We start from the raw sequence: 11,121 nt of genomic DNA on the forward strand, positions 1-11,121 counted from the left end.
TGAGCGCGTTCCACTCCTGATCGGTCAGCTCATGACGACGAATCACCCGCCAATGATCCCGCAGAACCTAGATCACTTTGAAGACACGGCCTAGGCCAGACCGGGCTGAGCGAACACGGCGAAGGCGCGCCCGCAAGCATCGTGATCGAATGAGAAAAGTACTCCGATCGCGTCGCCGCTTGAGGTCAGCCGGCCACGTGGGCGACTCCGGGCGGGTTCTTCCCCTGATCACTCATGGTCCATGCCTCAAGATTTGTGACGTTGGCGATACGCTGAGTTGCCAAAGTTCCTCTTGGATCAACATAAGAAATTTATTATGATGGAGTGAACTGGCAGATAGTGATCGTTCCAGAGGTCCGTGACTGGCTTCACGAGCTACGGAAGGTGGATCGGCAGACACTCTTGCTGATCGCTGCGGCCTTGGATCGGGTTGCCGAGGAAGGTCCCGGGCTGGGGCGGCCCTTGGTGGACACGCTTCATGGATCGACCATCCGTAACCTTAAGGAGCTGAGGCCTGGATCCAGCGGGCGGAGCGAGGTACGAATGCTCTTCGTCTTCGACCCTTGGCGCCAAGCTGTGTTCTTGGTCGCCGGAGACAAATCCGGCGACTGGAGCGGGTGGTATGACGTGGCGATCAAAACGGCAGAGGTGCGTTTTGCCCGGTACCTCAAGGAGAGGGAGCGATGAGCGATCAGGCGGTGACGTGGGAGGAACTACGTGCCGAACTTGTTCAGCCCAGCGATGAGCAGGAGGTTGCCCAACTCCGAGATGGGCTCGTAGCTCGCCAGCGCGCCTACCAACTCGCTGAAGCCAGACGCAAGCTTGGCCTGCGACAGGAGGATGTCGCTCAGGCGATGGGCGTGTCACAGGCCCGCGTCTCACAGATCGAGAGCGGAGTGATCAGCGAAGTGGCCACCCTGGCCGCTTACGTGACGGCGCTCGGAGGTCAGCTGAAGATCGTGGCCGACTTCGGCGACTCGGCCATGGTGCTCGATATGCCTCGTGGTCGCCATACTGGGTGATCGTGTCCATGATGGATACCGTTGTTCCCGTGTTCTTCTCTCCTTATGGACCTTCGCGGCGAGCGGCGGTCCGCTGGAGGCGGGGATACGTGCCGACGGCGCCAGCGCTGCGCTGTGTCTGTCGATGGCAGTCGCCCGGCTCCGCGAACTCGGTGTGATCGTGCCGTACTGATCGTGAATCATGTGCGGTCCCGGGCTTGGGGCATGCCGAGACTGACCGGACCGGTGTAGGCCGCCGTCTCCCCGGCTGCCCCGCCGCGCTCAGGTCGAGAACCTATGGGTGCCCGGTGGACGAAGGGTGGAGATCCTGGACCGCCGTGTCCATGGGCGTCTCGCCGCCCAGTTCGGCGAGGAGCCGGTCGGCTCGTCGCACGAAGAGATGTGCCCCCTGCCGGAGCGCCACGGTGCGGGCCTGGTCGGCAAGGCGTACGGCGGCGCGGTCGTCGCCGGCGGCGTGCTCCAATCGCGCGCGGACGAGGACGAGCAGCGCCTCCGCGGAACGCTGGCCGTAGCGCTCGAGATACTCCTCGGCGCTGTCGAGCGCTGCCGCGGCCTTGTCCAGCGAGCCCGCGGCGATGCGCATCTCACCCAGCAGGGCGTACCAGGTCGAGACGCAGGTACGGGCGGGGCTGACGAGGTTGGTGCGAATGAGTCGTTCGGCTTCGTCCGCGGCGGCCGCGGGGTCCTGTCCGGTCGTCGCCAGCGCCCAGCACCGGGCCAGGCGCAGGTAGGTGCCGAGGGAGGCGAAGGAGAAGTGCGGGTCGGCGGCGATCCCGCGCTCCGCCGCACGCAGAGCCCAGTCGGGGTCGCCGACCACCGAGGCGGTCCGGGCCTCGAAGGAGGTCGCGGCGGTGACCGCGTACGGGTCGTCACCCGCCGCCTTCGCCAGGGTGTCGAGCACCTCGCGCGCCTGGGCCGTCTGTCCGTGGTAGCCCGCGATCTCGGCGAACATCCCGGCGGCCATCAGCTGCACGCCGTCCCGCACGGAATCGCGGTGTTCCTCGTCGTGGTCGGAGAGGAGGCCGGGGCTCAGCGCGCTCAGCCGCTGGAAGGACTCACCGATGTTTCCCAGGCACCACTCGTGGATGCCCGCCGCGGCCCCGCCGTAGCACCGGACGACCGGGTCCTCGGAGGTCCTGCCCAACTCCTCGAGCCGGCGGGCGAGAGGACTGCTGCGGTCCAGGTCGAGGGCCTGGCCGTGCGCGGTCCAGCGGGAGAACAGGAACCCGGCCGCCTCGCGATCGCGCCCGAGGCGCTGCGCGATCTGCTCCGCTCGCTCCAGCAGGCTGACGGAGGCCGTGCCGTACATCGAACGCATCCCGACGACCGCGATCAGCTGCGAGAGCGCCCTGAGCTCCAGTTCGAGAAGTGACGCCCTGCGTGCCAGCTCCACCGCCGACCCGAGGTGGCGCTCGGCCGCCGCCAACGCCGTCTTCGCCTTGGCTCGGGCGCCGGCGCGGACCAGGGCCGCAACGGTACGGGCCGGGTCTGCCACGGGCCCCGCGGACCACAGGTGGTGTGCCATCCGCTCGGCGACGGACTCGTCGCTCAGCCCGACCTCCTCGATGGCGTCCGCGATGGAGCCGTGCAGCGCGGTCGCGCGACCTGGCGGGATCGCCTCTGACACGGCCTGGCGCACCAGGTCGTGGGTGAAGCGGTAGGAGAACGGGTCGCCGGGCGTCGGGCCGACCAGACCGAGGCCGCGGACGGGTTCCAGGCGATCGAGGCAGGAACCCACGTCGAGGGACGCCATCCGGGCGAGCAGGGCGAGCTCGACGCTCTGGCCGACAAGTGACGCGATCTCCAGCAGTTCCCGCGCGTCGCCGTCGAGCACGGCGAGGCGGTCGCGTACGACGTCGCGCACCGTCATCGGGACGGTGCTGCGCAGCACCGTCTCCGTGGTGAGCTCGCTGCCGGCGCCCCACAGCCGGCCCAGCTCCTGGACGAAGAACGGGTTGCCGGCCGTGCGGGTGTGCACCGAGGTGGCCACGTCGGGGGCGAGCCGGACGCCGGTCTCGAGGTGAATGAGCTCGGCCACCTCGGCCGGGCTCATGGGGCCGACCAGGAGCCGCCGGTGACCGGGCGCGCGACTGGCGGCGGCGAGCGTCCGGACCAGCTCCAAGCCGGGCGAAGGGCCCCGGTTGCGAAGCGCGCCGACGACAGCCGTGCCGGCGGGAAGGCGGGAGATGACATGATCCAGGAGCTGTAGCGAGCTCGTGTCGGCCCACTGCAGATCGTCGATCATCATCACGACCGGCCGCTCGCCGGCCACCTCGGCGATCAGGCCGACGACCTGCTCCAGCAGGCGGAACCGGGCGTTGCCGTCCGGGATCGCCGGCGCCTCCGACATCTCCACGCGGGAGCCGACGAGGTGACCGAGATCGCGAGCCAACCACCGCTCACGCCGTGCCTCCGGCATGACGTCGAGCAGGCCGGACACCGTCTCGACCCACGGCCACATCGTCGGCGTGCCCTCGCCCTCGAGGCAGTGACCCCACACCACGAGGGCGCCACGATCCTCGGCGTGGCCGGCGATCTCCTCCATGAGCCGGCTCTTCCCGGCCCCGGGCTCACCTTCGAGCAGCACGACCGCCGTGCCGTTCTCCAGGGCCGGCTCGACAGCACGTCGCAGCACCGCGATCTCGTCCGACCGGCCGACCAGCCGGTTGACGTCGCCAGACGGGGGCGTCGGCGAGGCCGGCGGCGGAGACGGTGCCGGCGCGCCCGAGGGCTCGGTGACCGGGGCCTGGGCGGCCGACGCCCGGGGGGTCGCGGGGGTCTGGGTGAGCACCCGCTGGTGGGCGGCCTTGAGGACCTTCCCGGGGTCGATTCCGAGGTCCTCGGCGAGGCGTCCGCGCACCGCGTTGAACACGGCCAAGGCTTTCGCCTGCTGACCCGCGCCGCCCAGCAGGGTGATGAGACTGGCCTGCACCGGTTCGTGCAGGGGGGCCATCGCGGCGGCCAGGTGCAGGGCCGGCAGCACTCGCGTGGGCTGTCCGAGCGTCAGTGCGACGGAGGCCGCCTCGACGCAGGCCTGGAAGTACTCGTCGTTGAGGCCGGCGAAGATCGGTGCGGCCGCGGGTCCGTGCGCCCACCCGTCGCCGGCCGGTCCACTCCACAGACGGAGTGCGTAGAGGTAGTGATCCAGTGCCGCCGCGTCCTGCCCCTCCGCCCGCGCTGCCCGGGCGGCGCCGGACTGCTGCCGGAACCTCGTGAGGTCGAGAAGGTCCGCTCCGGCCGCGCACAGGTAGCCGTTGCCCCGCTTCAGCAGGTAGGAGCCCGTTCCCCGAGGGGGCAGGTCGGGCTCCAGCAGGCGTCGTAGCGAGCCGACATACTTGTGGATCACGTTCAGGGCGCTGGCGGGCGCGTCCTCACCCCAGATCAGGTCGATCAGCTCGCCGGTGCCGGTCGGCCGGCCTCCGCGGGCGAGGAGCAGCGCCAGCAGGTACGCCTGCTGGCGTGGCCCGGCCTCGAGCTCGCTCTCGCCCCGCCATACCCGCAACGGGCCGAGAACCTGCAGGCGCAGGGGGCCCTGGAGTGGAAGTCCCCTCATCGCGTCGACGCTTTCGGGAATGACGGGCGTTGCTGTCATGTCCGACCCTTTCGGTGCCCGGCCCCGATCCTGCCGTTCGCTGTGCGCCGGTTCGGAGTTGTACTAGTGTGAGTGTACGCACACTCTAAACGCTGGAGTGCCACTCTAGCCAGAATCGAACTTCCAGCCAGGGGAGGCGCGGTGACGGACGGGGACGTATGACCGGTCGCGCGGTTGATCGGGTTCACCGACACGTATTCGCGCTTCTCGGCCAGGGCCCGGCCCCGGCGACGCGCGCGAGCCGGACGCGAGCCGGACACGAGCCGGACACGAGCCGGACACGAGCCGGACACGAGCCGGATCCGCGTCCCGGCCGTCCTGGGGCGCGACGCGTTCGAGTGCGCGATCGGTGCCGCCTGGATTCCCGTGAGAGCATTCGGACGCACCTGGGCCGGAGACACCGGTCACTACTGGGATGGGGAGCGAGACGTTGCCAGACCAAGCGCCGAGCCGTCGTGACGAGTACGCCGAGATGACCAGGCAAGAGGTCATCAAGGCCGCGCGGAAGCTGTACGCCGTGCCCGGCTACGCGCAGACCACGGTCGACAAGATCGCACGCGAGGCGCGTGTCTCCCCTGCCACCGTCTACGCCCAGTGCGGAGGCAAGGACGGTCTGCTCCGGACCTTGATGGACATCTGGACGACGAGCCCGACGGTGGGACGGATCATCAGCGACGCGGCGGCCGCGCCCACGGGCCGGACCAAGCTGGAGGTCCTGGCCGCGGGCTACGTCGCGCACGCCGCGGAGGCCGGCGACATCATGCGCATCGTCGAGCGCGCCGCACCCAGCTCCCCGGCCGCCCAGACATTCCTCGACGTCGCCGACCAACGCCACATCGAGGCGCTGGAGATGATCGTCGAGGGCATCGCCGGCAACGGCGATTTGGCCGAGGGGCTCTCGGTCGAGGACGCAGCGAAGATCATCTTCTTCCACTTCCGCAACCCTCAGCTGGTCCTCGCCGTGGAGACGTTCGGGTGGGGCGTCGAGCGGGGGACGCGGTGGCTCGTGGATCGGGTCGCGGCCGCGATCCTCAAGGACTGACGGGGGAAGGACTGACGGGGGCGGGCGCGTCACTCCGTCGCGGCTTCACAATTCGTCCACAGCGCGTCAATACGTTTCGGTGAGCACCCCTATACAACGGGAACACCGGGCGAAGGCGGCACACAACATGGTCACGATCCATCACCGGTACGCCATGGTCGACGGCTACCAGATCTTCTACCGAGAGGCCGGGCCGAGAGACCGGCCCACCCTGGTGCTTCTTCACGGCTTCCCCGCCAGCTCTCTGATGTTCCGGTACCTCCTTCCACGGCTGGCGGATCGTTGGCACCTCGTGGCACCCGACCATGTCGGTTTCGGACTCTCCGACGCACCGGCGGTTGACGAGTTCACGTATTCCTTCGACTCGCTCACCGATGTCACGGGAGCTCTTCTCGCGCAGCTCGGCATCGAGCGGTACTGCCTGTTCGTCCACGACCACGGCGCGCCGATCGGGTGGCGGCTTGCCCTGAGGGCACCGGATGCGGTCACGGCGATCATCACCCAGAACGGCAACGCGTACGCCGAGGGATTGCAACCGGAGTTCTTCGTCACGGTGTGCGACTACTGGAGGGAGCAGACCCCCGAGACCGAGGCCGGGGTTCGTCAGGCGCTCACCCTTGAGCTGACCCGCTGGCGGTACCTCGCGGGCGTGACGGACGAGACCTTGGTGGACCCCGCCACCTGGACTCACGACCACGACCTGCTGTCGCGGCCCGGCAACGACCAGGTGCAGCTCGCGCTGTTCCTGGACTACGCCACCAACCTGACGTTGTACCCCGAGGTGCACCGGTACTTCCGTGAGCGGCAGGTTCCGCTGCTCGCCGTCTGGGGGAAGGGCGACCCGATCTTCGGGCCCGCCGGGGCGCTCGCCTTCGCCACCGACCTGCCGGACGCCGAGGTCCGCTTGGTGGCCGGCGGCCACTTCCTGCTCGAGAGCGCTCTCGACGATGTCGTGCCGCTCATCCGGGCATTTCTCGACAAACACCTCTGACGCGCCCACTCCAGCCGCGCGATCCACAAATCGGTCACTAGTCGTCCACCGCGCCTCCCTACCGTTGGAAGCGATGGCAGGAGCTCCCGAGGAGCGACCGACATCTGACGGACGCGCCGGACGGTGCGTTCCCACTGCCGCCACCGGCGGTTCGCCGAAGGAGAAGTCATGTCCAACACGCCCACCGTGGTCCTGGTCCACGGAGCTTTCGCCGACGCGTCCAGCTACGCCCGCGTCGTCACCGAACTGCTCGCCGACGGCACCCGGGTGCTGGTTCCCGCCGTACCCAACCGCAGCCTCGCCGGTGACGCGGCGTACGTCGCCTCCGTCGTCCGGCAGATCGAGGGCCCCGTCCTCCTTGTCGGTCACTCCTACGGCGGCGCGGTGATCACCGTCGCCGGTCGTGAGGACAACGTGGTGGGGTTGGTGTACCTGGCCGCCTACGTCCTCGACGAGGGCGAGAGCCTCGGGCAGCTGCAGGGCCGCTTCCCCGACTCGCCGCTGGCCGGGGCCCTCGTTTACACGCCCTTCCCCGTCGAGGGCTCCGACGAGCCGGGCATCGATGTGTCGGTGGATGTCTCCAGCTTCCCGGAGATCTTCGCCGCGGATGTGGACACCGTACTCACGCGCACCCTGGCCGTCTCACAGCGACCGCTCGCCGGGGCCGCCTTCGGCGAGCCGGCGAGCACGGCCGCCTGGAAGGACCTGCCCGCGTGGGGGATCGTCGCGTCCTCCGACCAGGCCATCAACCCCGAGGTCCAGCGGTTCGGCTACGCGCGCGCCCAGGCCAAGGTCACCGAGGTCGTCTCCTCGCACCTGGTGATGCACGCCCACCCGGCGGAGGTCGTCCGGGTGATCCGCGAGGCACTCGCCTCCGTGACCGTGTGACGACGCAGGCACCCGATCGGGCGTGACCCATCGGGAGGAGCCGAGGGCGGCGTCGCAGGCCCGGCCCGTCACGCCGATCCACGACAGGGACTCCACGACAGGGGCTCCACGACGAGGCGATGGCCCGGCGGGTACGGCTCCTCGGCGAGCACGGGCGGGTCGCGGCCGCACCCGCTCCCTCGTCGTCGACGTCGACGACGGTCGGCTGGATGCCGCGCATGCCGTCGTCTCCCGGCCGAACGACGTCGACCCCCACCCGGACCCGGATCGAGGGTCGGCGGCGACGTTCCCGATGTCGCCGCCGAGACGCCCGTCACCAGCACTTCCTTGGACATCGAGATGAGAGGACAGGCAGGTCATGCAGTTTGGGATCTTCTCCGTCGGTGACGTGACGACGGACCCCACCACCGGGCGCACCCCGTCCGAGCACGAGCGCATCAAGGCGCAGGTGGAGATCGCGAAGAAGGCCGAGGAGGTCGGCCTCGGCGTCTTCGCGGTCGGCCAGCACCACAACCCGCCGTTCGTCGCGTCCTCCCCGACCACGACGATGGCCTACATCGCCGCGCAGACCGAGCGGATCATCCTCTCGACGTCCACGACGCTGATCACGACGACCGACCCGGTCCGGATCGCCGAGGACTACGGCACCCTCCAGCACCTCACCGACGGCCGGATGGACCTGATGCTGGGCCGCGGCAACACCGGCCCGGTCTACCCGTGGTTCGGCAAGGACATCCGCGAGGGGATCAACCTGGCCGTCGAGAACTACGCGTTGCTGCGCCGGCTGTGGCGAGAGGACGTCGTGGACTGGCAGGGCCGGTTCCGGACGCCGCTGCAGAGCTTCACCGCCACCCCGCGGCCGCTCGACGGTGTGCCGCCGTTCGTGTGGCACGGCTCGATCCGCAGCCCAGAGGTCGCGGAGCAGGCGGCTTACCACGGCGACGGCTTCTTCTCCAACCACATCTTCTGGCCGGCCTCGCACACCCGGCAGATGGTCGCGCTCTACCGGCGCCGCTTCGAGCACTACGGCCACGGCACCGCCGACCAGGCGATCGTCGGTCTCGGCGGCCAGTTCTTCATGCGGAGGAACAGCCAGGACGCCGTGGCCGAGTTCCGCCGGTACTTCGACAACGCCCCGGTCTACGGCCACGGGCCCTCACTGGAGGACTTCGCCGCGCAGACCCCGCTGACCGTGGGCTCACCGCAGGAGGTGCTCGAACGCACGCTGGCCTTCCGGGAGTACGTCGGCGACTACCAGCGCCAGCTGTTCCTCGTCGACCATGCCGGCCTGCCGCTGAAGACGGTGCTCGAGCAGCTGGACCTGCTCGGCGAACTGCTGCCGGACCTGCGCGCCGGCTTCGCCGAGTGCCGGCCGGCGCACGTGCCCGACGCGCCGACCCACGCCTCCCTCGTGGCGGCCGCGGGCGGCCCGCACGGCACGACCCTCCACGCCGCCGACGACGTGACCGGCACGACGGACCGCGACGAGGTCTCGGTGTGACGTCGCTCGTCGTCATCTCGGCCGGGCTCTCGAACCCGTCCTCGACGCGGTTGCCGGCCGACCGGCTGGCCACGGCGACCGCTGAGACGTTCGAGGGGCTCGACGTCACCCACGTCGAGCTCCGCGGCCTCGCGCACCAGCTGACCGATCAGCTCCTGACCGGGTTCCCGGCGCCGGAGCCGGCGGCGGCGGAGCAGGTGGTCCGGGAGGCCGACGGACTGATCGTCGTCACGCCGGTGTTCTCGGCGTCGCACTCGGGCCTGTTCAAGACCTTCTTCGACGTTCTGGAGACCGTCGCCCTCGACGGGACGCCGGTGCTGCTGGCCGCCACGGCCGGTACGGCCCGGCACTCGCTGGTGATCGAGCACGCCCTGCGGCCGCTGTTCGCCTACCTGCACGCCGTCACGGTGCCGACCGGTGTCTTCGCCGCGACCTCCGACTTCGCCGGTACCGACCTCGGCTCCCGCGTGCTCCGCGCGGCCGGCGAGCTCGCCGTCCTGATGGGCAGGACCGGCGGATCGTCGGGCGTGGTCGCCGGGCGCCGGCATGCCGACGCGGACCTCGCCGCGGCGACACCTTTCGATCACCTCCTCCGACAGGCCGGCGCTCCCTCAAGCGCACGGACCGGCCTGACCGCGTAGACCTGCCACCCAGGACATCAACGGGCGCGCGAACCCGACCGGCCTCACCGCGCGGTGGTGGTGGCCGGACTGACGGTGTCGGCATGCCACGAAGCCGCGACCGCGTCGCGACGTCCGGCATCGGTCGACGGAACGGTGTCGGCATGCCACGAGCCCGCGACCGCGTCGCGACGTCCGGCATCGGTCGACGGACGCGCGTCGTGCCCGTCCGCCGTGACGACTCGGACGGCTGCTCTTCCCCCGGCGCCTTCCTCCGCTCCGAGAGCACCGGCGGCACCCGGACCTCGCGACACCCGGGGAGCGCGATCGCCCGCGTCCGGCAAGGAGGAGAGACCTCCCACTCAACCGGTCATGCACGAGAACGTCAGTCTCTTCGCTCCGGCTTCCCAGACATATCGCTTGATCCCATCAACTCATCAGGAGTCACAATGAAGATCTTCCAGGCACGACGGCTGCACGCGGTCGGCGTTCTCACCCTCATCGGGATGCTGCCCCTGACCGGTGTCTCCGCGACTCAGGTGATCGGCAACGCGGGCGGCCGACAGTCGGTGACGAGTACGGCGGCGCCTTCGAGTAAGCCGGAGCCTTCGAGTAAGCCGGAGCCCAAGCCCACGGTGGTGCTCGTCCACGGGGCCTGGGCGGACTCCTCGGGATGGGCGCAGGTCACTGCTGACCTGCGAGCCCAGGGCTACCAGGTCCTCGCGCCGCCGACTCCGCTGCGCGGGCTGCGCGAGGACTCGGAGTACCTCGCCGCATTCCTCCGTGACCGGACCACCGGTCCGATCATCCTGGTCGGACACTCGTACGGAGGAGCCGTCATCACGAACGCCGCGAGATCGGACAAGGACGTCGAGGCCCTCGTCTACGTCAACGCGTTCGTTCCCGACGAGGGTGACAGCATCCTTGGGTTGCTGGACCCGAACCACGAGCTCGACCCGGCCGATCTCTTCGACTCCGTGCGGTACCCGGGCGCTTCGGACGGCGACTACGACCTCTACCTGAAGCAGGATGCCTTCCCGGACGCCATCGCGAACGGGATCCCGGCACGGGCCGCGGCTGCGATGGCCGCGGCCCAGCGGCCCGTCACCCTCAGCGCGCTCACGGCCGAGTCCGGCGCGCCGACCTGGAAGTCGCTGCCGAGCTTCTACCTGCTCGGGACCCAGGACCACATCGTCCCCGTCGCCCTGCAGAGCGCGATGGCCAAGAAGGCGGGGGCCAAGATCACCAGAGTCAAGGCGGGGCACCTCCCGATGATCACCAACCCGCGCAACGTCGAGGCACTGATCGTCGAGGCCGATCGGTCGACGCCGACCAGGTAGGCGACGCGATCTCGAGTCGCCGGGGCCGGCGCCCCCCGCCCCGGCGGGCCCCGGGGGGGGGCGGGCGGGGCCCACCCCCCCCCCCCCCCCCGCGGCCCCCGCGGGGGGGTAAAAAAACGCCCCCA

General features: G+C 70.0%; 9 protein-coding genes. 8 read left to right on the forward strand and 1 reads right to left on the reverse strand.

Annotated elements, in window-relative coordinates:
- The first annotated feature begins 324 nt into the window (after positions 1-324).
- Together ABT053_RS41195 and ABT053_RS41200 are read left to right on the forward strand one after the other, a co-directional pair.
- Positions 325-687 (forward strand): type II toxin-antitoxin system RelE/ParE family toxin, encoded by a 363-nt coding sequence (locus ABT053_RS41195; protein WP_350977175.1) that lies wholly within the window; start codon positions 325-327, stop codon positions 685-687.
- On the forward strand, positions 684-1,022 hold the full coding sequence (locus tag ABT053_RS41200; protein ID WP_350977177.1) for a transcriptional regulator: 339 nt from the start codon (positions 684-686) through the stop codon (positions 1,020-1,022). The genes ABT053_RS41195 and ABT053_RS41200 overlap by 4 nt, the downstream gene beginning before the upstream one ends.
- 274 nt (positions 1,023-1,296) lie before the next feature.
- Here ABT053_RS41200 and ABT053_RS41205 read toward each other — a convergent pair whose 3' ends face one another.
- Entirely contained in the window at positions 1,297-4,575 is a 3,279-nt protein-coding gene (locus tag ABT053_RS41205; protein WP_350977179.1) for an ATP-binding protein, read from the reverse strand.
- A gap of 469 nt (positions 4,576-5,044) precedes the next feature.
- On the opposite strand from ABT053_RS41205, the gene ABT053_RS41210 reads away from it, so the two are divergent.
- From ABT053_RS41210 to ABT053_RS41235, 6 genes are all read left to right on the forward strand, one after another.
- Positions 5,045-5,656, forward strand: coding sequence for a TetR/AcrR family transcriptional regulator (locus tag ABT053_RS41210; RefSeq protein WP_350977182.1), 612 nt, complete (start codon positions 5,045-5,047; stop codon positions 5,654-5,656).
- 127 nt (positions 5,657-5,783) lie between these two features.
- Positions 5,784-6,647, forward strand: coding sequence for an alpha/beta fold hydrolase (locus ABT053_RS41215; RefSeq protein ID WP_350977184.1), 864 nt, complete (start codon positions 5,784-5,786; stop codon positions 6,645-6,647).
- 168 nt (positions 6,648-6,815) lie between these two features.
- Positions 6,816-7,535: an alpha/beta fold hydrolase gene (locus ABT053_RS41220; RefSeq protein ID WP_350977185.1), complete on the forward strand. Its 720-nt coding sequence runs from the start codon at positions 6,816-6,818 to the stop codon at positions 7,533-7,535.
- Positions 7,536-7,893: 358 nt separating this feature from the next.
- Positions 7,894-9,036 (forward strand): LLM class flavin-dependent oxidoreductase, encoded by a 1,143-nt coding sequence (locus tag ABT053_RS41225; protein ID WP_350977187.1) that lies wholly within the window; start codon positions 7,894-7,896, stop codon positions 9,034-9,036.
- Positions 9,033-9,677 carry a CE1759 family FMN reductase gene (locus ABT053_RS41230; RefSeq protein WP_350977188.1) on the forward strand — a complete coding sequence of 215 codons (645 nt, stop codon included), beginning with the start codon at positions 9,033-9,035 and terminating at the stop codon, positions 9,675-9,677. The genes ABT053_RS41225 and ABT053_RS41230 overlap by 4 nt, the downstream gene beginning before the upstream one ends.
- A 428-nt stretch (positions 9,678-10,105) precedes the next feature.
- Entirely contained in the window at positions 10,106-10,996 is an 891-nt protein-coding gene (locus ABT053_RS41235) for an alpha/beta fold hydrolase (RefSeq protein ID WP_350977190.1), read from the forward strand.
- Positions 10,997-11,121 lie beyond the last annotated feature (125 nt).

This window comes from Streptosporangium sp. NPDC002524 (assembly GCF_040295985.1).
Taxonomy (GTDB): Bacteria; Actinomycetota; Actinomycetes; order Streptosporangiales; family Streptosporangiaceae; genus Streptosporangium.

What these genes read in the sequence shown, in the direction of transcription:
- ABT053_RS41235 (WP_350977190.1), top strand. Translation starts at nt 10,106, where the DNA reads ATGAAGATCTTCCAGGCACGACGGCTGCACGCGGTCGGCGTTCTCACC.
- ABT053_RS41205 (WP_350977179.1), bottom strand. Translation starts at nt 4,575, where the DNA reads ATGAGGGGACTTCCACTCCAGGGCCCCCTGCGCCTGCAGGTTCTCGGC.
- ABT053_RS41225 (WP_350977187.1), top strand. Translation starts at nt 7,894, where the DNA reads ATGCAGTTTGGGATCTTCTCCGTCGGTGACGTGACGACGGACCCCACC.
- ABT053_RS41215 (WP_350977184.1), top strand. Translation starts at nt 5,784, where the DNA reads ATGGTCACGATCCATCACCGGTACGCCATGGTCGACGGCTACCAGATC.
- ABT053_RS41200 (WP_350977177.1), top strand. Translation starts at nt 684, where the DNA reads ATGAGCGATCAGGCGGTGACGTGGGAGGAACTACGTGCCGAACTTGTT.
- ABT053_RS41220 (WP_350977185.1), top strand. Translation starts at nt 6,816, where the DNA reads ATGTCCAACACGCCCACCGTGGTCCTGGTCCACGGAGCTTTCGCCGAC.